Raw genomic sequence first — 19,562 nt, 5'->3', positions numbered from 1 at the left:
CCGCGCCGGTTGCGATCCGCTCCCGGCCCCCCGGCGTGCCCGGCTAAAGGCACGCCTGTACCCGCGGCGCGAAGATCATTCGCGCCGGACCTGCCCCTGTTGACCTGCCTTGCTTATGTTTGCTGCGTCACTTCACGTCACGCCGCGCCCGCGCGAATGCATGCGACACGCGCTGCCGAGCCCTGCCGAACTTCCGGCAGCGGCACGTCGCGCGCGCAGGCGTCGATCGCAACCGGGCAACGCGTGCGGAACGCGCAGCCCGACGGCGGATTGAGCGGCGAGGGCATCTCGCCCGCCAGCAGCATCGGACGGCGAGCACGCTCGCGCGCCGGCTCCGGCGTCGGCGCCGCATCGAGCAGCGCCTTCGTGTACGGGTGCTGCGGCACGCCGTACACGTCATGCCGCGTGCCGAACTCCATCACGCGGCCGAGATACATCACGAGCACGCGCTGGCTGATCGCCTTGACCACCGCCAGATCGTGCGCGACGAACAGATAGGACAACGACAGTTCGCGTTGCAGGTCGCGCAGCAGGTTCACGATCTGCGCCTGGATCGACACGTCGAGCGCCGAAACCGGTTCGTCGCAGATCACCAGCTTCGGCTCGCCGATCAGCGCGCGGGCAATGCCGACGCGCTGGCACTGCCCGCCGGAAAACTCGTGGGGATAACGCAGCAGGTGATGCGCATTCAGGCCGACGCGTTCGAGCATCGTGACCACGCGGCGACGCACTTCGGCGCGGCCGAGGCTGGCCTGGTGCGTGACGAGCGGCTCGGCGACGACCTGTTCGATCGTCATGCGCGGATCGAGCGACGCGAGCGGATCCTGGAAGATCATCTGCACTTCGCGCCGCATCGCGGTACCGCGCAGGTGATCGGTCGTCACGGCGTCGCCGCGCCATTTCACCGTGCCCGCCGTCATCGGCACGAGGCCGATCAGCGCACGCGCGAGCGTCGACTTGCCGCAGCCCGATTCGCCGACGAGCCCGACCGTCTCGCCGCGCTTCACGTCGAACGACACGCCGTCAACCGCACGCAGCGTACCCTTCGGCGACCACGGATAGCCGCCGAGCGGCACGCGGAAATGCACTTTCAGACCCTCGACGGACAGCAGCGTGTCGTCCGTCGCGCCGGCATTGCGGCGTTCATCGACGCTCATCGCAGACCTCCCGTCAGATCGGCCACGGGCCGGTGGCATGCGCGCACCGCGCCCACGGCGCCATAGGTTTCGAGCGCCGGACGCGCGGCGTCGCAGCGTTCTTCCGCATACGTGCAGCGCTTGGCGAACGCGCAGCCGGCCGGCGCGGTGCCGGGCATCGGCGGATTGCCGGGAATCGCGACGAGCGGCGCGTCGTCCGCGTCGGTCAGGCGCGGCAGTGCGTTGAGCAGGCCGATCGTGTACGGATGCGACGGCGCCGCGAAGATCGAGTCCGCCGGCGCGTACTCGACGGTGCGGCCCGCATACATGACCATCACGTCGTCCGCCAGGCCCGCGACCACGCCCATGTCGTGCGTGATCAGCACGATCGCGGTGCCGCGCTCGCGGTTCAGCTCCCGCAGCAGGTCGATGATCTGCGCCTGCACGGTCACGTCGAGCGCGGTGGTCGGTTCGTCGGCGATCAGGATTTCCGGCTCGGACAGCAGCGCCATCGCGATCATCACGCGCTGGCGCATGCCGCCGGAGAACTCGTGCGGATACATGCGGATGCGGCGCGCCGCATCGGGAATGCGCACCGATTCGAGCGCCTCGATCGCGCGCCGGGTCGCGTCCTTGCGCGACAGCTTGCGATGCAGCTGCAGCGTCTCCGTCATCTGCCGCTCGATCGTCAGGAACGGATTGAGGGACGTCATCGGGTCCTGGAAGATCATCGCGATCCGGTCGCCGCGCACCTTGTTCAGCGCGCGCGTATCCATGGCGAGCAGGTTGTCGCCGCGGTAGCGCGCGGCGCCGCTCGTCGTGCCGTTGCCGGCCAGCAGGCCGAGCAGCGCCATCACGGTCTGGCTCTTGCCCGAGCCCGACTCGCCGACGATGCCGAGCGTCTTGCCGGCCTCGAGCGAGAACGACACGCCGCTCACGGCGTCGACCGGCGGCGCGTCCTTGCGCGTGAAGCGCACGCCGAGGTTGTCCACTTCGAGCAGTGCGGTCATGTCAGCCTCCGCCTAGCCGCTGCGCACTTCGATGGAAGCGCCTGGGGGAGACGGGGGGGCTGCGCCCCTCCGTGCGAACACGGTGAACGTAGGAGTGGTTTCATCTCAGCGGTCCTTCGGGTCGAGCGCGTCACGCAGGCCATCGCCGACGAAGTTCACGCAGTAGAGCGTCACGCACAGCATGACGGCCGGGGCCAGCAGCAGCCACGGCATCGATTCCAGTTTCTGCGCGCCGTCCTGGATCAGCACGCCCCAGCTCGTCATCGGTTCCTGCACGCCGAGGCCCAGGAACGACAGCACCGATTCGGTCAGCACGATGTTCGGCACCGAGACCGTCGCATACACGACGACCACGCCGAGCAGGTTCGGCACGATGTGGCGCAGCACGATCGACGCCGGCGACACGCCGATCGCGCGCGCCGAATCGACGAATTCGCGATTGCGCAGCGACAGCGTCTGGCCGCGCACGACACGCGCCATGTCGATCCACGAGAACGCGCTGATGGTCAGCACGACCAGCATGAACGAGCGCCCGAACAGGGTCATCATCAGGATCGCGATCAGCAGGTACGGGATCGCGTACATCATGTCGACGACGCGCATCATCACCGAGTCGACGCGGCCGCCCGCGAAGCCCGCGGTCGCGCCCCAGGCAACGCCGAACAGGCCCGACACGAGCGTGCCGAGCACGCCGACCTCGATCGAGACGCGGCCGCCGATCAGCGTGCGCACGAGCAGGTCGCGGCCGAGCTCGTCGGTGCCGAACCAATGCTGGTTCGCCCAGGCCGGCGGCAGGCTGATGGCGGCCCAGTCGCTCGCGGCGGGGTCGGCCGCGAGCAGCCACGGGCCGACGAAACACGCGAGCGTGATCAGCGCGAGCAGCACGAGGCTGAACACGGCCGCGCGGTTGTGAAGGAAGCGCGCCATCGCAAGCGCGAGCGGCGAGCGCGAACGCGGCGGCGAGTCGGTCTGCACGGGCAGGCCGACGACAGGAGTAGTCGGAGTCATCGCTGTGCCTCGATCAATAACGGATGCGCGGATCGAGCCACGCGTACGCGAGGTCGACCAGCAGGTTGAACAGCACCGCGCAGACGGTCGTCAGCACGACGAGGCCGAGCACCAGCGTGTAGTCGCGGTTGATCGCACCGTTCACGACGAGCTGCCCGAGGCCCGGCAGCGCGAACACCGATTCGGTGACGACGGCCGCCGTGATCGACGTGATGCAGACCGTGCCGAACAGCGACACGACCGGCATCAGCGCGGGCTTCAGCGCGTGGCGCAGCACGATCGTCGAGCCCGGCAGGCCCTTCGCGCGCGCGGTGCGGATGTAGTTGCTCGACAGCGTCTCGATCATCGAGCCGCGCATCACGCGCGCCAGCAGCGACACGTTGATGAGGGTCAGCAGCACGATCGGCAGCAGCCGGTATTGCCAGCCGCCGTCACCCCAGCCGCCCGCGGGCAGCCAGCCGTTGCCGGCCGACGTCTTCAGCAGGATCGCGAAGATCCACACGAGCACCGGGCCGAGCACGAACGGCGGGATGACGTTGCCGAAGTTGCCGATCAGCATCACGAAGCGGTCGATCACGCTGTCGCGGCGCACGGCCGCGACGGTGCCGAGCAGCACGCCGAACACGATCGAGATCGGGATCGACACGCCGCCCACCCCGAGACTCACGGGCAGCGCCTTCTTCACGAGATCGTTCACCGACCAGTCGACGTAGCGGAACGACGGGCCGAGATCGCCATGCAGCAGCGAACCGAGATACAGCAGGTACTGCTTCCACAGCGGCTCGTCGAGGTGATACTTCGCGTTCAGGTTCGCGAGCGTCGCCGCGGACAACTGCTTCTCGGTATCGAACGGGCCGCCGGGCGTGAAATGCAGCAGCAGGTAGCAGACGGTGATGACCGCGAGGATCGTCGGCACCGCCCACAACGTGCGCCTCAATGCATAGGCCAGCATGATCGCTCCGCTCAGTGCTTGATCAGGTACATGTCCTGCGAAGCACGCATGTCGATCACGTTCTTCAGCGAGTAGCCGCCCACATAGGGCTTCACGAGACGGTCGGCCGAGTACTGGAACAGCGGCACCATCGGCGTGTCGTTCATCGCCGCGTCGTGCGCCTGCGTCAGCAGCGCGGCGCGCGCCTTGTCGTCGAGCTTCTGGTTGCCGTCGTCGACGAACGTGTCGACCTGCTTGTTGCAGTAGCCGACCGTGTTCTGCGAGCTGCCGCAGCGGATCAGGTCGAAGAAGGTCATCGCGTCGTTGTAGTCGGCGAACCAGCCGGAGCGCGAGATCTGCAGCTTGCCGTCATGCCGCTCCTTCAGCAGCACCTTGAACTCGACGTTCTCGAGCTTCGTGTTGACGCCGAGCTTCGTGCGCCACTCCGACGCGCTGAACAGCGCGACCTTCTTGTGCAGGTCGTTGGTGTTGTACGTCAGCGTGAACGACAGCGGCTTGGCGTCCGAGTAGCCGGCCTGCTTCAGCAGGTTCTTCGCGACCTCGACGCGCTTGGCCATCGGCCACGACGCCCATTCCGGCGTGAACGGCTGCACGCCCTTCGTGCCGTTCGGCATCAGGCCGTACATCGGCTTCTCGCCGGCCTGCGTGAGCTTCGACGTGAGCACGTCGCGATCGATCACCATCGACAGCGCCTGGCGTACGCGCTTGTCCTTCAGCGCCGCGTCGCTGTTGTTCAGGTCGTAGTAGTAGGTCGCGAGCTGCAGGCCCGGGCGCAGCTCGCCGCCGAACTGCTTGCTGACCTGCTGGAAGACGCCCGACGGGATCGAGTAGCTGTAGTCGATCTGGCCCGCCTGGTACATGCGCATCGCGGTTTCGTCGCTTTCGATCGGCAGGAACGTCACCTTGTTGATCACGACCTTCGACGCGTTCCAGTACTTCGCGTCCTTCGTCACGACGATGCGGTTATTCGGCTGCCAGTCGACGAGCTGGTACGGGCCGTTGCTGACGAGGTTGCCCGGGCGCGTCCACGCATCGCCGAACTTCGCGACGACGTCCTTGTTGACCGGCACGAGCGGCGCCATCGCGGTCAGCTCGGGGAAGAACGCGACGGGCGCGTCGGTCGTCACCTCGAGCGTGTACGGATCGACGGCGCGCACGCCGAGCGTCGACGGTGCGGCCTTGCCGGCGATGATGTCCTTCGAGTTCTTCACGAACTCGACGAGGATCGTGTATTTCGAGCCCGTCTTCGGATCGACGAGGCGCTGCCACGAGTAGACGAAATCGGCTGCGGTCACCGGCTGGCCGTTGCTCCACTTCGCGTCGTGACGAAGCTTGAAGATCCACGTCTGCGGCGTCTTGCGCTCCCACGACAGCGCGACACCCGGCACGACCTGCCCTGCTGCGTCGATGCGGGCCAGCCCTTCGAACAGGTCGAGCCCGATCGTGTTGCCGGTCCACGATTCGATGTGCGCGGGGTCGAGCGACTCGACTTCGGCGGGCACCTGGCGCGTCAGGTCCTGTTGCGGAGCGAGCGCGACGTTCGACGGAACGGTAACGGCGTGGGCGGCGGGCGTCGTCAGGGCGAGCGCGGCCAGCACGGCCGACATGGCATGCAAGGATTTCATCGTGGCAGTATTGAGAAAGTTGTTCGGTGAGCGTCGCGCGGCGGATGCCGCGGCTTACGCGTGAGACGCTGACGGGTACAGCGATTGAGGAGGCCCGTGATTCTCGTATGGCATGTTAGTATTCCTTACATTTCTTTCGACAGGTACTCCGTCCGGGAAACGAAGGAATACCTGTGCGTTAGAACAGCCTTGGCGTACCGACCCAGACCACCACCGACTCGACCTTCGCGGTGTTGACCCAGCTGTGCGGGACCGTCGACTGATAGTGCGAACTGTCGCCAGCCTGCAGGACGAACGTCTTGCCTTCCAGCGTCAGCGACACTTCCCCTTCAATTACATACAGGAACTCCTCTCCTGCATGTGTCGTCACCTCCGACCGCTTCTGCCCCGGCGGCATCCTCACGAGGATCGCCTCCAGCTGGCGCCCTTCGGACACGTTCGTCAGCCTCGCGAACAGGTTCGCCGAATCGGCGAACCCGAAGAAGCGCAGCTGATCGCCTCGGCAAACCGAGCGCTCCTCGCTCGGCGTATCCACGAAGTACTGCACCGTCACGCCGAGCGCATGCGCGATACCGGCCAGCGACGTCAATGACGGCGACGCGAGCCCGCGCTCGACTTGAGACAGAAACGGCTTCGAAATCCCCGCGGCGGTAGCGGTGTCGTCGAGCGTGCGCTTGAGTCGTTGGCGCAACGCGCGAATCTTGCTGCCGAGTACGGCGGCAGCGTCTGCCGACCGCGAGTTTTCAGTGGGGGGAACCATAGCAGGCCGAAAAGTGATCGTCAAAAAATGTTTGATGGAAAATAACTAAGTTAGAACGATATAGCTTAGTCTTCGGGTTCGCACACGTCTTCGGTGTCGAGCCCGGTGCTCCAAACGGGACACGAGGCGTGCGAAATGACGCGCTATCTTGCCAGACTCGCCGGCTTCACAGGCAAGCTGCAAGCGGCTCTCCGGGAATCCTCGTAGATCCGGCGGCGAAGTTTACAAATAGATTATGAGACGAATGTTCCTGAAAGCTTCTGCCACATCGGGAGTTTCCCTAGGTGGCGGATACGTGACGCACCGGACCGGCAGCCGCTACCATGCGCGCGCCGGTCGGGGCCCCTCCCCGCCACACCAGGCGGCGACAGACCCCGGCCCGGGCTAACCGCCCGACTGATCCATCGCCCGCGCAAAGCCTACCCGGCCCGTTGCGCACCGGCGCCAGTTCGACCCCAAGACGACGCGTGATCCGTGCCGTCCGTTTCAACCGAGATTGATGATGCATTCACCTGTTTCACAAACCCGATCGTTTACGACGGTCTTCCTCATCGAAATGTGGGAGCGCTTCGGCTACTACGGCATGGCCGCGCTCCTGGTCCTGTTCATGGTCGACCGGCTCGGCTTCACCGACAGCCATGCGAACCTGACCTGGGGTGCGTTCACCGCACTCGTCTATGCGGCGCCGTCGATCGGCGGCTGGATCGGCGACAAGGTGCTCGGCGCCCGCCGTACGATGATCATCGGCGCGTCCGTGCTGTGCACCGGCTACCTGATGCTTTCGGTACCGAACGACCACCTGACGTACATGTACGCGTCGCTCGGCGTGATCGTCGTCGGCAACGGCCTGTTCAAGGCCAACGCGGCGAACCTCGTGCGCCGCATCTACGAAGGCGACGACGCGCGCATCGACAGCGCGTTCACCATCTATTACATGGCGGTCAACATCGGCTCGACGGTGTCGATGCTCGCGACGCCGTGGATCAAGGACCACTGGGGCTGGCATGCCGCGTTCGCGGTCTGCTGCGGCGGCATGCTGCTCGCGATCCTCAACTTCATGCTGATGCATCGCACGCTCGCGCACGTCGGCTCGCTGCCGGACGACCAGCCGGTGCGCTGGAAGCGCCTCGGTGCAGTCGCGCTGGGCGGCGTCGGGCTCGCGCTGATCACGCTGTACGTGCTGCAGCACAAGCAGCTCGCGGTCGCCAGCGTGTGGACGGCCGCGTTCGCGATCCTCGCGATCTTCGCGTACATGATCGCGAAGTCGGAGCGCTCGGAGCGCGCGGGCCTGATCGCGGCGCTCGTGCTGATCGGCCAGGTAATCCTGTTCTTCATCTTCTACGTGCAGATGTCGACGTCGCTGACGCTGTTCGCGCTGCGCAACGTCGATCCGCGCTTCATGCTGTTCGGCACGACGCTGTTCACGTGGAGCGCCGCGCAGTTCCAGGCGCTGAACCCGATCTGGATCATGCTGCTGAGCCCGGTGCTGGTGTGGGTCTACAACGCCGTCGCGAAGGGCGGCCGTGACCTGCCGGTCGCCGCGAAGTACGCGCTCGGCTTCGGCGCGGTCGCCGCGGGCTACCTGGTGTTCACGATCAGCGGCCGCTACGCGATCGACGGCCGCGTGTCGTCGTGGTTCATGGTGTGGGGCTACGGCCTCTACTCGCTCGGCGAACTGCTGGTGAGCGGCCTCGGCCTCGCGATGATCGCCCGCTACGTGCCGGCGCGCATGAGCGGCTTCATGATGGGTGCGTATTTCGTCGCGACGGGCGTGTCGCAGTATCTGGGCAGCGTCGTCGCGAACTTCGCGCAGATGCCGTCGCACGAATTGCCGGCCACCGAATCGCTGCCGCTGTACCTGTCGCTGTTCGAGAAGCTCGGCTGGCTCGCCGCGATCGGCATGCTGCTCGCGCTGCTGCTGCTGCCGCTGATGAACCGCCTGTCGCGTCAGCACCAGCGCTGTGCAGAAGAGCGCCGCGAGGAATCGCTGCAGGCGCAGGCCGTCGCCGCGGCCCAGTAAGTACTATCCCTCGGCGTGCGGCGTGCACGCCACATTCTCCCGCCGGGCGCGCGAACGCGTCCTACACTGGTTGCAGGAAGCGCAGCCGATCCGTCGAGCTGCCACTGGCGGGAGAAGATCATGAAAAGCAAGACCACGAGGCTCATGAGGATGCTGTCGGACATCCGGCACGCCCAGCGCTGCACCGCGATGCGCGCCGCGCGAGCCGCGGCCGAAGCGGACGCGGTGCTCGCGGAACACGACGATCCGCCGGCCGACGAACCCGACGACGCCGAATCCGGCGACGCAACCGCCGCGCCCCGCTCCCGTATCGTCTCACCTCACTGACGCCGCACCTCCCGCCGCACGCGCCGCACGCTCACGCGGGCGCGCCACGCCACCGCGCGATCCACGTTCCCGAACCGGCCACGGCCATCATCAGCCCGAGCGCGCATGCGTCGGCCACGAGGCCCATGCCGAGGTGCCGCGGCTCGGCACCGCTCGCGACCGGATGCAATAGCGCATCGATGACGAGCGAGATCGCCGCGCCCGCGACGAAGCAGATCAGCCCGCGCCGGCCGACCGTGACGACGGGGCGCACGGCCTGCGCGATCCGCGCGATCCAGCCGAACCGCACGCAGTCGGCCATCAGCCAGGCGATGGCCGAGAAGCTCACCACGCGCGGCAGCGCGAGATCGCGCTTGAGGATGCCTTCCGGCATCGGCAGCCCCGAGAACAGCTTGTAGCTCGCGCACCCGATCACGACCGCGCACGCGACGCCCGTCGCCGCGGCGCTCCACCGCCCGAGCGCGATGCGCCGGTAGAACGGCTGGCAGCGCGCGAGCACGCCGGCGACGAACATCAGTTGCCACGCGAACGGGTTGAAGCTCCAGCGGAACGTGTCGCTGTCCAGCAACTCGGGGCCGAGCCAGCCCGCCGCGAGCCACGACGCGCCGCCGAGCGCGACGAGCAGCCACGGCCGGCGGCACGCGAGCGGCACGAGCACCGGCGACGCGAGCGCGAACAGCACGTACATCGGCAGCACCGCCGCGAGATACGGCTGGCGCTGGAACGTCAGCAGTTCGGCGAGCCCCGTGAGCGGCGACGCGAGCATCACGCTGACGTCGTCGAGCGCGAGGTTCGGCGTGTCGATCCCGTAGTGGTCGAGCACGGCCGACACGACGAGCATCAGCGTCGACGTCGCGAGAAACGCGCGGTAGATCTGCATCGCGCGGCGCACGAAACGCCGTTGCGCCGCGCGCGCGCCCTGCCGTTCGGCGATCGCGCCATAGGCGCTGGCGGTCGCGAAGCCGCCGAGAAAGACGAAGACCTCGGCCGCGTCGCACAGTGCGAACGCATGCAGCGTGACGCGCGACAGTACGCTCGCGCCGATGTGATCGACGACGATCATCAGCAGCACGATGCCGCGGAAGAAATCGACTTCGATCAGGCGGCCGCCGTGCAACGGCCGGACCGCGGCGGAAGACGGCAGGCTCAGCGACATGGGCGCACCCGCGCAAAGGCGGCGCGACAGGCGCCGGGGCAGGGATCGGAGAGGAGGCGGCGAGCGGGATCAGCCGCGATGCGTGTATGCCCGCATCGCGCCAACCCGGCCGGCCAGGCGCGGGGATGACCGTTCATTGGAAAGCCGCATACGAAGTGAAATCGGTCAGGTCAGTCTAATGGCCGGCCGGGGGAGACCCGAAGTAACAAAGTGCAACCGAATCTTCTGTTCGATTACAGCGGCGAGGCCGGGAAAAACGAGGCGGGCAGCCGCGCCAGGTCCGCGTCAGATCCGTGTCAGCGCGATGCCTGTTGGCAGCCGGCGTCGAGGCGTTCGACGCCGCGCGAGCGCCTCGTCGGGCGCGATGCGCGACACGCGCCGCGCGGCCGCCGCGCGGTGCGTGTCGCCGCCTATCCGCGCGCGGGCAGACGCCGCATCAGCATCGCGCTGTGCCATGCGGTCAGCGCGACGGCGACCCAGATCGGCCCGTACGTCGCGAGCTTCGCGACGCTCAGCGTTTCGCCGAGCAGCAGCAGCGACACCGCGACGAGCAGCACGGGCTCGACGTAGCCGAGAATCCCGAACAGCGCCATCGGCAGCATCCGGCTGGCCTTCAGGTAGCTCGCGAGCGCGAGCGTGCTGAGCGCGCCGAGCCCCGGCAGCAGCGCGGCCCACAGCACCGGATGGCCGGCCACGCGCGTTGCGCTCGTCGCGACCATCGCGAGCGCGATCGGGCACAGCAGCAGGATCTCGACCGCGAACGCGGCGAGCGAATCGGCGTTGATCCGCCGGCGCAGCACGAAATACGGCGGATAGCCGAGCGCGACGACCAGCGTCGGCCACGCGAACGCGCGCGTCGCCCACACCTCGTGCGCGACGCCGAGCGCGGCGCACGCGACCGCCGCCCATTGCAGCGGATCGAGCCGCTCGTGATAGTAGAAACGACCGACGAGCACCATCGTCAACGGCAGCAGGAAATAGCCGAGCGACACTTCGAGCATGCGGCCGTGCAGCGGCGCCCACAGGAACAGCCACAGCTGCACGCCGAGCAGCGCCGCGCTGACCGGCAGCGCGATCAGCAGGCGCCAGTCGCGCACGCCGCGCCGCAGGAGTTCGACGAGCGCCGGCCAGCGGCCGCGCAGCGCGATCAGCGCGAGCGCGCCCGGCGCGGTCCACACGACGCGCCACGCGAAGATGTCGAGCCCCGTGAGCGGTGCGAGCAGTTTCGCGTAAGCCGACATCAGCGCGAACAGCGTCGACGCCATCACCGACAGCATGAGGCCGCGCCCGGCCTCCGGATACCCCGTCATGATCGTTCCGCGCCCCTTACTGCTGCTGGAATCGCTCGAAGCGCTTGTCGGTCTGGCGTTCCTCGAACGTCACCTCGGTCACGCGCGCGGCCGGCGGCCCGTGACGCAGCCACGCGAGCATCCGGTCGATCTGCGCGCCGGGGCCCTGGATCATCGCCTCGACGCTGCCGTCCTCGAGATTCGCGACCCAGCCGCGCAGCTTCAGCGCATGCGCCTCGCGCACCGTCGCATGACGGAAGCCGACGCCCTGCACGACGCCGCGCACCCGCACGTAGTAAGTCTCGATCCGTTCGTCCAGTTCATTGCGGCTCATCGCGTCGCCCTCCCGTTGCATTCAAGCCCGGCATTGTAGGCCGCTTCGCCCGGGCCCGGGCCGGTTCCCGCCCGCAACGGGCCGGCGCTGGCGTCGCCGCGCGCGCCGACCACGTACAATCTCGCCGACGTTCAACCGCCGCGCCGTTCGCGCGCGGCCCTGAAGGAAACGCATGACTGATACCTCCCGCGATCTCGTTCTCGTCACCGGTGCGTCCGGTTTCGTCGGCTCGGCCGTCGCGCGCATCGCGCAGCAGAAGGGCTATGCGGTGCGCGTGCTGGTGCGCGCGACCAGCCCGCGCACGAACGTGGCGGATCTCGACGCCGAGATCGTCACCGGCGACATGCGCGACGAGCAGTCGATGCGCGCCGCGCTGCGCGGCGTGCGCTACCTGCTGCACGTGGCCGCCGACTACCGGCTGTGGGCCCCCGATCCCGACGAGATCGAGCGCGCGAACCTCGAGGGCGCGGTCGCGACGATGCGCGCGGCGCGCGCGGAAGGCGTCGAGCGGATCGTCTACACGAGCAGCGTCGCGACGCTGAAGGTGACGAGCGCGGGCGATCCGTCCGACGAAAACCGGCCGCTCACGGCCGAGCAGGCGATCGGCGTGTACAAGCGCAGCAAGGTGCTCGCGGAACGCGCGGTCGAGCGGATGATCGCCGACGAAGGGCTGCCGGCCGTGATCGTCAATCCGTCGACGCCGATCGGCCCGCGCGACGTGAAGCCGACGCCGACCGGCCGCATCATCGTCGAGGCCGCGCTCGGCAAGATTCCCGCGTTCGTCGATACGGGGCTGAACCTCGTGCACGTCGACGACGTCGCGCACGGCCACTTCCTCGCGCTCGAGCGCGGCCGGATCGGCGAGCGCTACATCCTCGGCGGCGAGAACCTGCCGCTGCAGCAGATGCTCGCCGACATCGCGCAGATGACGGGCCGCAAGGCGCCGACGATCGCGCTGCCGCGCTGGCCGCTCTACCCGCTCGCGGTCGGCGCCGAAGCGGTCGCGAAGTTCACGAAGAAGGAGCCGTTCGTCACCGTGGACGGGCTGCGGATGTCGAAAAACAAGATGTATTTCACGTCCGCGAAGGCCGAGCGCGAGCTCGGCTATCGGGCACGCCCGTACCGCGAAGGGCTGCGCGATGCGCTCGACTGGTTCGGCTCGGCGGGCTACCTGAAATAACACAGGACGGCGCGTTTCGCGCCGTCCTGCGCACTTTGTTACACGGCCCGCGCGGACCGGCACCGGCGCAGCGGTTAAAATCGCGGGTCTTACGCAGAGAAGACACGCATGAACCTGAACGATCAGATCGCTTCGCTCACCATGGGCGTCGATCAGCTCCTCCACGATCACCATGCCGCGCAGCAGGCGGCACGCAGCGCGGAAGCGTTCGCGCGCGCCGCGGCAACGGAAGCCCAGGCCGCGGCAGCGCGTCACGCCGCGGCGGAAACCGACGCGCAGGCCGCCGCACAACGCCACACGGCCGCCGCGGCCGACGCCGAGGCCGCACAGCAGCGCCACGCCGAGGCGATCGCCGCGGCCGACGCCGCCGCCCAGCGTCACACGGACGCCGCCACACAGGCCGAAGCCGCCGTGCAGCGCCATGCGGAAGCCACCGCGCTGACCGAAGCGCTCGCGCAGCGTCACGCGGATGCCGAAGCCGCATCGCAACGCCACGCGGCCGCGATCGCCGAAGCCGAGGCCGCCGCGCAGCGTCATGACGCCGCCGCGACCGAAGCCGACGCGGCCGCGCAGCGCCATGCGGCAGCGACCGTCGAAGCCGAAGCCGCCGCGCAACGGCATGCGACGGCAACCGCCGAGGCCGAAACCGCCGCGCGGCGCCACGCGGAAGCGATCGCCGAAACCGAGGCCGCCGCGCAACGCCACACGGCGGCAATCGCCGAGGCCGAAGCGCTCGCGCAGCATCACACGCAGTCGATCGCCGACGCGCAGGCGGCCGCGCAGCGTCACGCCGAAGCGACCGCCGCGGCCGAAGCCGTCACGCAGCGCCATGCCGAAGCGATCGCGCAGGCCGAAGCCGCCGCGCAGCATCACGCCGACGCCGCCGCGCAGGCCGAGGCCGTCACGCAGCGTCATGCCGAAGCGATCGCGCAGGCCGAGGCCGCCGCGCAGCATCACGCGAAGGCGATCGCCGACGCCGAGGCGCTGGTCGAGGCCGTCGTCAAGGAGGCCGCAACGAACGCCGGTGCCACCGCGGCCGTGGCAGCGGACGCCGTCGCACCGGAACCGGCCGACCTGCCGGTGGCGGAACCGGCCGTGAACGCGCCGGCGGCAGCAACCGATGCGCTCGACGCGACGGCCGACGCCGAAACGGCAATCGTCGCGACGGCGCAGGCCGAAACGCCGGCCGAAGCCGAAGTCCAGGCTGCCGCCCCGGCCGACAAATCGACGCTGCAGGTGTCGCGTCCGACGCAGAACGAGCTCACGCTGACCATCAACGGCGAATCGATCACGCTGCACCCCGAGCAACTGGGCCAGCTGATCGAGGAACTCGCGCACGCCCGGGCGTCGATGCAGCCCGAGCCGCCGCCCGGCATCCCGGCCGGCTGGCGCTTCGTCACGACGAAGAACCCGATGATGGCGGTGCAGAAGCAGCCGAACGGCGACCGCCTGCTGGTCGCCCGCCACACGGGCTACGGCTGGGTGCCGTTCACGTTCTCGCCGGACGTCGTGGTCCAGATGTACATGATGCTGACCCAGCGGTAAGCACCGGCGCGCGCCGCCGCCGCAAACGAAACAGCCCGGCCGGTGTGCTCCACCGGCCGGGCTGTTCGTTTTCCGACTGCCGGGAGGCGCGCCTCCCGGGGCGCGCTCAGCGATCCACCGGCGCCTGCACGCGGGCCTTCCACTGGCCGCCCTTGCCGCGCCAGTAGCGCCAAGCGGACGCGAACGTCGCGCCGACGTAGAACAGCGCGACGAGCGGCAACGCCGGCGCCCACAGCGGCGAGCGCCGGTAGTAGCGCAGCATCGGCGCATACGCCGCGCACATCGACGCCCAGGCGAGCCATGCCGGCCATGCGCGCGCGCCGTACACGATCGCCGCGGCGGGCGGCACGAGGTAGATGATCGTCATCCCGAGCAGCGTGCCGGCGAGCAGCAGCGGCGAATAATGCAGCTGCGTGAACGCGGTGCGCGCGATCATGTTCCAGATGTCGCGCCAGCTGTCGTACGGGCGCAGCGACACGCTGCGGTCGGCCAGGTCGAGCCGGATCGGATGACGGCCGCTGCCGCGGTGCTTGATCTGCGCGGCGAGGCTGCAGTCGTCGATCAGCGCGCCGCGGATCGACTCGATGCCGCCCGCTTCCTCGAGCGCCGTGCGCTTCACGAGCATGCAGCCGCCCGCGGCGCCGGCCGTCCGGTTGCGCGGGTTGTTGATCCACGAGAACGGGTACAGCTTCGCGAAGAAGAACACGAACGCCGGGATCAGCGCCTTTTCCCAGAACGAATCGCAGCGCAGCCGCACCATCAGCGACACGAGATCGCGATTCTCGGCCTGCGCGCGCGTGACGAGCTGCGCGACGGCGTCCGGCGGATGGCCGATGTCGGCATCCGTCAGCAGCAGGTAGTCGGCCGGCAGGCCGAGCGCCTGCACCGCGGCGATCCCCTGCGATTGCGCCCAGACCTTGCCCGACCAGCCGGCCGGCAGCGGCTTCGCGGTCAGCACCGTCAGCCGGTCGGCGCGGCCGATCGCGAGCGCGGCCGCACGCGCCGCATCGGCGGTGCCGTCGTCGCTGTGGTCGTCGACAATGATCAGATGAAAATCGCCGGGATAATCCTGCTCGAGCAGCGAGGTCGCCGCGCGAGCAATCACGTCGACCTCGTTGCGCGCCGGTACGACCGCGACGACGGCCGGCCAGCCGGCCTCGGCCGCCGCGCCGCGCGCCGCGGGCGGCAACGGCCGCGCGGGCGCGGCGCGCCAGAAGCCGCCGCGCGCGACGAGCAGCACGATCCAGATGATCAGCGACAGGCCGGATACCAGGAAAGCGATCGCCAGCATCATCGGCGCGCCTCCTGCCGGACGCCCGCATCCGGAAGTTTAATAGGGGTCAGGAACAAAACGCCCGAAACCGCACGGGCGGCCGGGCAATACACGTAAGAATCGACGGTCATCGAATGGCCTTGAAATGAGCGCGACGCCGGGCAGCCGGGGCGGCTGCCCGCAAAACCATATAGTTTACTGGGTTCCGCGCGCGCCAGTGCCGACGCGGTTCTCCCGCAAATGCAACACGCAAGCACAGCGCCGAAGCAAGGACGGCCCGATAGAGTTAAAATGCGCGATTAATTCGGGGTTCCGGGGCCTGGCCTGGCCGGTTCGTTCCTGCCTTCAAAACATCAAGCCGGGGCGAGCGAGCGAGTGCCAGCTCCTCGAACCCCGGCGTCTGTCGTCGGAGTTCGCTCACTTATGCGAGTCATCCTTGCCCAGCCCCGCGGCTTTTGTGCGGGGGTTGTCCGTGCGATCGAGATCGTCGATCGCGCGCTGCAACAGCACGGCGCGCCGGTCTATGTGCGTCATGAAATCGTTCATAACCGGCATGTCGTCGAAAATCTGCGTAATAAAGGGGCGCGATTCGTTGAGGAACTCGACGAGGTGCCCCACGGCGCTGTCGCGATCTTCAGCGCGCACGGTGTCGCCCAGACCGTCGAGCGTGACGCGGAAACGCGCGGGCTCGACGTGCTCGACGCCACCTGCCCGCTCGTCACGAAGGTGCACGTGCAGGGCCGCCAGTATGTCGGCGCGGGCCGCCGGCTGATCCTGATCGGCCATGCGGGCCACCCGGAAGTCGAGGGAACGATCGGCCAGATTCCGGCCGAGGTGATCCTCGTGCAGAGCGAAGCCGAAGTCGATACGCTGACGCTTCCCGTCGACACGCCGGTCGCCTACATTACGCAGACCACGCTGTCGGTCGACGATACGCGCGGCATCATCGAGGCGCTGCAGCGCCGGTTCACCGACATCGTCGGCCCGGATACGCGCGACATCTGCTATGCGACGCAGAATCGCCAGGCGGCGGTGCGCGAGCTGAGCGAGCAGGTCGACGTGCTGCTCGTGGTCGGTGCGACGAACAGTTCCAACTCGAACCGCCTGCGCGAGATCGGCACCGAAAGCGGTGTGCCGAGCTACCTCGTCGCCGACGGCTCCGAGGTGAAGGCCGAATGGTTCGCGGGCGTGCAGACGGTCGGCCTGACCGCCGGCGCGTCGGCGCCCGAGGAAATGGTCGAGGATGTAATCGGCGCGCTGCGCGCGCTGGGCCCCGTCGACGTCACGACGATGGCGGGCCGTGAGGAAAAAGTCGAATTCAAGTTGCCGGCGAAGCTCATGCAAGCTGTCGCCCGCGAAGTTTAAGGAGGACATCTCTTGTCTATTCCGCTGCTCCAGCAAGTCCGCGTCGGTGCCTACATCACGCGCCAACACCTGTCCGGCAACAAACGCTATCCGCTCGCGCTGATGCTCGAGCCGCTGTTCCGCTGCAACCTCGCGTGCAACGGCTGCGGCAAGATCGATTACCCGGATCCCATCCTGAACCAGCGCCTGTCCATCGAGGAATGCCTGGAAGCGGTCGACGAATGCGGCGCGCCCATCGTGTCGATCGCGGGCGGCGAACCGCTGCTGCACAAGGAAATGCCTGAAATCGTCCGCGGCATCATGAAGCGCAAGAAGTTCGTGTACCTGTGCACGAACGCGCTGCTGATGGAAAAGAAGATGGACGACTACAAGCCGAGCCCGTACTTCGTCTGGTCGGTCCACCTCGACGGCGACAAGGACATGCACGATCACTCCGTGTCGCAGGACGGCGTGTACGAGAAGGCGGTCGCGGCGATCAAGGAAGCGAAGCGCCGCGGCTTCCGCGTGAACATCAACTGCACGCTGTTCAACGATGCGATCCCCGAGCGCGTCGCGAAGTTCTTCGACACGCTGAAGCCGATCGGCGTCGACGGCATCACGGTGTCGCCGGGCTACGCGTACGAGCGCGCGCCGGATCAGCAGCACTTCCTGAACCGCGACAAGACGAAGAACCTGTTCCGCGAAATCCTGAAGCGCGGCGAAGGCGGCAAGCGCTGGTCGTTCAGCCAGTCGTCGCTGTTCCTCGACTTCCTGGCCGGCAACCAGACCTACAAGTGCACGCCGTGGGGCAACCCGGCGCGCACCGTGTTCGGCTGGCAGAAGCCGTGCTATCTGGTCGGCGAAGGTTACGTGAAGACCTTCAAGGAACTGATGGAAGACACGAACTGGGACAACTACGGCGTCGGCAACTACGAGAAGTGCGCGGACTGCATGGTCCACTGCGGCTTCGAGGCAACGGCCGTGATGGACACGATGGCGCATCCGCTGAAGGCGTTCGCCGTGAGCCGCAAGGGCATCAAGACCGATGGCCCGTTCGCGCCGGATATCCCGATCGACAAGCAGCGTCCGGCCGAGTACGTGTTCTCGCGTCACGTCGAGATCAAGCTCGACGAAATCCAGCGCGCCGGCAAGGGCAAGCTGCAGAAGCCGGCGAAGCCGGCAGCGGCCGCTTAAGCGCGTGTCGCCCGCGGGGGCCGAGCCCCCGCGCCTGCAGGAAAAAACAAAGCGCCACGGAGTCCGCTCCGTGGCGCTTCTGTTTTGGGCCGCCTTCATTCGGCGCCGTCTTGCGGCAACCGTCACGCAATCGTCGACACAATCCGATTGCGCCTGCCGCGCCGATGCGGCCGGCCCTGTCTCCTCCATCCTCCTCGCGATACCCGCGCGACGTCAGGCCGCGAGCGACTGCGCCGTATGCAGGCGCATCCGTTCCGCCGCGCCCGCGACGAGCGCAGGCTGGCCGCTCGACGCGAACGCGCAGACGTGCTCCCACAGCTCGGCCAGCCGACGCCGCGTGAGCGTCGCGACGCACGTGTCGTTCGCCGCGAGGACAGGCTCGAGCACCGCGCACTCGTCGTCGTCCAGCGTCCACGCGCCGCTTTGCGCCGCGCGCGCCACGCCCGCATCGAGCGCGCGCTCCGCGTCGACGCACAGGTCGATGTCCGCATCGGCGCACACCGCATCGTCGAGCGCGAGAAACACCAGGTAGACGCTCGTGCGCAACCGCATCAGTTGCGCCGCGTTGCCGTGCTCGCCGCGCAGCGCGACGAGCGCCATGTGGCATTTCAGCGAGATGTCGCGCGCATACGCGGGCGGCAGCGGCAGCAGCCATTCGCGGGTCAGCGGCGGGTGGCGGCGGTGTTTCCGGCCGGCCTTCACGATCGGCTCCCGCTCGCGGGCGCCTCGCTCACCGCGACAGCCGGCCGTGCCACGCCGCACGCGACGGCGCCCCGGCCCGCATCGCGGTCGTGTGCCGCGCGACGCCGCACACCGCGCCCGTCGTCGCTTTGCAGCGCCGCCCGCGCGACCGGCAGCCGGCGCCGCGCGGACGCACGCACGACGCCGGCGAATCGGATCTGGCAAGCCATGCTCGTCTCCTGCATCAGAACGTGTTCTCGCCCTTCAGGTAGTACGCGGTCTTCACGAAGAACGCCTTGACCGGGTGGCCGCCCTGCGTATCGCGCGCGACGCGCGCTTCCATCTCGGCCCGCTCCTCGCGCGACCGGTCCGGCGCCGGGTTGTAGACGCGTTCGAGCGCACGCTGCATCGCGAGCGGATAGTTCTGGTTGCCGGCCGACGTCGCACGGTAGCCGGCGCGCGTCATCTGCATCAGTTGCACGTCGGTCTCGGCGCGCGCCGAGGACCAGTTCAGCGGCGCGGCATGCGGCGCCGCGTCGGGGAAAGCCGATTGCGCAAAGCCGACGGTGGGCAGCGCAACGAGTGCGCAGGAAAGAACAGCAACGGGAACGAGGGATCGCATAGTGGCCTCCAGATGGTTGTCCCTGCATCGATCGCTTTTGACGATGCGTTGAAGCCATCGTATGTCGCGCCGCTTTCCGCTTGAATAGCCGAATCCGCAATGGATA

General features: G+C 68.2%; 18 protein-coding genes. 6 read left to right on the top strand and 12 right to left on the bottom strand.

Annotated elements, in window-relative coordinates:
- Positions 1–137 precede the first annotated feature (137 nt).
- The 6 genes from GQ57_RS06240 to GQ57_RS06215 all read right to left on the bottom strand — a co-directional run bounded on the left by GQ57_RS06240 (position 138) and on the right by GQ57_RS06215 (position 6,491).
- Positions 138–1,157 (bottom strand): ABC transporter ATP-binding protein, encoded by a 1,020-nt coding sequence (locus GQ57_RS06240; RefSeq protein ID WP_031400311.1) that lies wholly within the window; start codon positions 1,155–1,157, stop codon positions 138–140.
- A complete protein-coding gene (locus GQ57_RS06235) occupies positions 1,154–2,146 on the bottom strand; it encodes an ABC transporter ATP-binding protein (RefSeq protein ID WP_031400312.1) in 993 nt (330 codons plus the stop codon). The genes GQ57_RS06240 and GQ57_RS06235 overlap by 4 nt, the downstream gene beginning before the upstream one ends.
- 105 nt (positions 2,147–2,251) lie before the next feature.
- Entirely contained in the window at positions 2,252–3,154 is a 903-nt protein-coding gene (locus tag GQ57_RS06230) for an ABC transporter permease (protein ID WP_031400313.1), read from the bottom strand.
- Positions 3,155–3,167: 13 nt separating this feature from the next.
- The gene (locus GQ57_RS06225; RefSeq protein ID WP_031400314.1) at positions 3,168–4,106 is read right to left on the bottom strand and encodes an ABC transporter permease subunit; all 939 of its coding nucleotides are present in this window, start codon (positions 4,104–4,106) and stop codon (positions 3,168–3,170) included.
- Between the two features lie 11 nt (positions 4,107–4,117).
- Entirely contained in the window at positions 4,118–5,731 is a 1,614-nt protein-coding gene (locus tag GQ57_RS06220) for a peptide ABC transporter substrate-binding protein (RefSeq protein WP_031400315.1), read from the bottom strand.
- Positions 5,732–5,909: 178 nt separating this feature from the next.
- Positions 5,910–6,491 carry a cupin domain-containing protein gene (locus tag GQ57_RS06215; protein ID WP_031400316.1) on the bottom strand — a complete coding sequence of 194 codons (582 nt, stop codon included), beginning with the start codon at positions 6,489–6,491 and terminating at the stop codon, positions 5,910–5,912.
- Between the two features lie 499 nt (positions 6,492–6,990).
- On the opposite strand from GQ57_RS06215, the gene GQ57_RS06210 reads away from it, so the two are divergent.
- Both GQ57_RS06210 and GQ57_RS06205 read left to right on the top strand, forming a co-directional pair.
- The gene (locus GQ57_RS06210) at positions 6,991–8,511 is read left to right on the top strand and encodes a peptide MFS transporter (RefSeq protein ID WP_031400317.1); all 1,521 of its coding nucleotides are present in this window, start codon (positions 6,991–6,993) and stop codon (positions 8,509–8,511) included.
- Positions 8,512–8,631: 120 nt separating this feature from the next.
- Positions 8,632–8,838, top strand: a complete 207-nt coding sequence (locus GQ57_RS06205; RefSeq protein WP_031400318.1) for a hypothetical protein — start codon at positions 8,632–8,634, stop codon at positions 8,836–8,838.
- A gap of 31 nt (positions 8,839–8,869) precedes the next feature.
- On the opposite strand, the gene GQ57_RS06200 is transcribed toward GQ57_RS06205, so the two are convergent.
- The 3 genes from GQ57_RS06200 to GQ57_RS06190 form a co-directional block, all read right to left on the bottom strand.
- Positions 8,870–9,994 carry an OpgC domain-containing protein gene (locus GQ57_RS06200; protein WP_034197397.1) on the bottom strand — a complete coding sequence of 375 codons (1,125 nt, stop codon included), beginning with the start codon at positions 9,992–9,994 and terminating at the stop codon, positions 8,870–8,872.
- Positions 9,995–10,404: 410 nt separating this feature from the next.
- Positions 10,405–11,304, bottom strand: coding sequence for an EamA family transporter RarD (gene rarD / locus GQ57_RS06195; RefSeq protein ID WP_031400320.1), 900 nt, complete (start codon positions 11,302–11,304; stop codon positions 10,405–10,407).
- A gap of 16 nt (positions 11,305–11,320) precedes the next feature.
- Positions 11,321–11,617 carry an acylphosphatase gene (locus GQ57_RS06190; RefSeq protein WP_031400321.1) on the bottom strand — a complete coding sequence of 99 codons (297 nt, stop codon included), beginning with the start codon at positions 11,615–11,617 and terminating at the stop codon, positions 11,321–11,323.
- Positions 11,618–11,789: 172 nt separating this feature from the next.
- Between GQ57_RS06190 and hpnA the strand changes: the two genes are divergently transcribed.
- Both hpnA and GQ57_RS06180 read left to right on the top strand, forming a co-directional pair.
- Positions 11,790–12,797 carry a hopanoid-associated sugar epimerase gene (gene hpnA, locus GQ57_RS06185; protein WP_031400322.1) on the top strand — a complete coding sequence of 336 codons (1,008 nt, stop codon included), beginning with the start codon at positions 11,790–11,792 and terminating at the stop codon, positions 12,795–12,797.
- Between the two features lie 108 nt (positions 12,798–12,905).
- Positions 12,906–14,342 (top strand): hypothetical protein, encoded by a 1,437-nt coding sequence (locus tag GQ57_RS06180; protein ID WP_034197396.1) that lies wholly within the window; start codon positions 12,906–12,908, stop codon positions 14,340–14,342.
- A 106-nt stretch (positions 14,343–14,448) separates the two neighbouring features.
- Here the strand turns inward: GQ57_RS06180 and GQ57_RS06175 are convergent, their stop codons facing one another.
- The gene (locus GQ57_RS06175) at positions 14,449–15,636 is read right to left on the bottom strand and encodes a glycosyltransferase (protein ID WP_031400324.1); all 1,188 of its coding nucleotides are present in this window, start codon (positions 15,634–15,636) and stop codon (positions 14,449–14,451) included.
- 402 nt (positions 15,637–16,038) lie between these two features.
- On the opposite strand from GQ57_RS06175, the gene ispH reads away from it, so the two are divergent.
- Together ispH and hpnH are read left to right on the top strand one after the other, a co-directional pair.
- The gene (gene ispH, locus GQ57_RS06170) at positions 16,039–16,980 is read left to right on the top strand and encodes a 4-hydroxy-3-methylbut-2-enyl diphosphate reductase (protein WP_031400325.1); all 942 of its coding nucleotides are present in this window, start codon (positions 16,039–16,041) and stop codon (positions 16,978–16,980) included.
- A gap of 12 nt (positions 16,981–16,992) precedes the next feature.
- On the top strand, positions 16,993–18,153 hold the full coding sequence (gene hpnH, locus GQ57_RS06165; RefSeq protein ID WP_031400326.1) for an adenosyl-hopene transferase HpnH: 1,161 nt from the start codon (positions 16,993–16,995) through the stop codon (positions 18,151–18,153).
- 213 nt (positions 18,154–18,366) lie between these two features.
- Here the strand turns inward: hpnH and GQ57_RS06160 are convergent, their stop codons facing one another.
- Both GQ57_RS06160 and GQ57_RS06150 read right to left on the bottom strand, forming a co-directional pair.
- On the bottom strand, positions 18,367–18,855 hold the full coding sequence (locus GQ57_RS06160) for a hypothetical protein (RefSeq protein WP_031400327.1): 489 nt from the start codon (positions 18,853–18,855) through the stop codon (positions 18,367–18,369).
- Between the two features lie 223 nt (positions 18,856–19,078).
- Positions 19,079–19,456, bottom strand: a complete 378-nt coding sequence (locus tag GQ57_RS06150; RefSeq protein ID WP_031400329.1) for a hypothetical protein — start codon at positions 19,454–19,456, stop codon at positions 19,079–19,081.
- Positions 19,457–19,562: the final 106 nt, after the last annotated feature.

It is taken from the genome of Burkholderia sp. MSh2, from assembly GCF_000731655.1.
Taxonomy (GTDB): Bacteria; Pseudomonadota; Gammaproteobacteria; order Burkholderiales; family Burkholderiaceae; genus Burkholderia; species Burkholderia paludis.
Note: the sequence above shows the minus strand (reverse complement) of the source record. Positions and strands in the feature narration are given on the sequence as shown.

Coding starts and splice junctions, on each gene's coding strand:
- GQ57_RS06235 (WP_031400312.1), bottom strand. CDS start 2,146: ATGACCGCACTGCTCGAAGTGGACAACCTCGGCGTGCGCTTCACGCGC.
- rarD (WP_031400320.1), bottom strand. CDS start 11,304: ATGACGGGGTATCCGGAGGCCGGGCGCGGCCTCATGCTGTCGGTGATG.
- GQ57_RS06205 (WP_031400318.1), top strand. CDS start 8,632: ATGAAAAGCAAGACCACGAGGCTCATGAGGATGCTGTCGGACATCCGG.
- GQ57_RS06215 (WP_031400316.1), bottom strand. CDS start 6,491: ATGGTTCCCCCCACTGAAAACTCGCGGTCGGCAGACGCTGCCGCCGTA.
- hpnA (WP_031400322.1), top strand. CDS start 11,790: ATGACTGATACCTCCCGCGATCTCGTTCTCGTCACCGGTGCGTCCGGT.
- ispH (WP_031400325.1), top strand. CDS start 16,039: ATGCGAGTCATCCTTGCCCAGCCCCGCGGCTTTTGTGCGGGGGTTGTC.
- GQ57_RS06190 (WP_031400321.1), bottom strand. CDS start 11,617: ATGAGCCGCAATGAACTGGACGAACGGATCGAGACTTACTACGTGCGG.
- GQ57_RS06220 (WP_031400315.1), bottom strand. CDS start 5,731: ATGAAATCCTTGCATGCCATGTCGGCCGTGCTGGCCGCGCTCGCCCTG.
- GQ57_RS06240 (WP_031400311.1), bottom strand. CDS start 1,157: ATGAGCGTCGATGAACGCCGCAATGCCGGCGCGACGGACGACACGCTG.
- GQ57_RS06200 (WP_034197397.1), bottom strand. CDS start 9,994: ATGTCGCTGAGCCTGCCGTCTTCCGCCGCGGTCCGGCCGTTGCACGGC.
- GQ57_RS06225 (WP_031400314.1), bottom strand. CDS start 4,106: ATGCTGGCCTATGCATTGAGGCGCACGTTGTGGGCGGTGCCGACGATC.
- GQ57_RS06210 (WP_031400317.1), top strand. CDS start 6,991: ATGATGCATTCACCTGTTTCACAAACCCGATCGTTTACGACGGTCTTC.
- GQ57_RS06180 (WP_034197396.1), top strand. CDS start 12,906: ATGAACCTGAACGATCAGATCGCTTCGCTCACCATGGGCGTCGATCAG.
- GQ57_RS06230 (WP_031400313.1), bottom strand. CDS start 3,154: ATGACTCCGACTACTCCTGTCGTCGGCCTGCCCGTGCAGACCGACTCG.
- GQ57_RS06150 (WP_031400329.1), bottom strand. CDS start 19,456: ATGCGATCCCTCGTTCCCGTTGCTGTTCTTTCCTGCGCACTCGTTGCG.
- GQ57_RS06175 (WP_031400324.1), bottom strand. CDS start 15,636: ATGATGCTGGCGATCGCTTTCCTGGTATCCGGCCTGTCGCTGATCATC.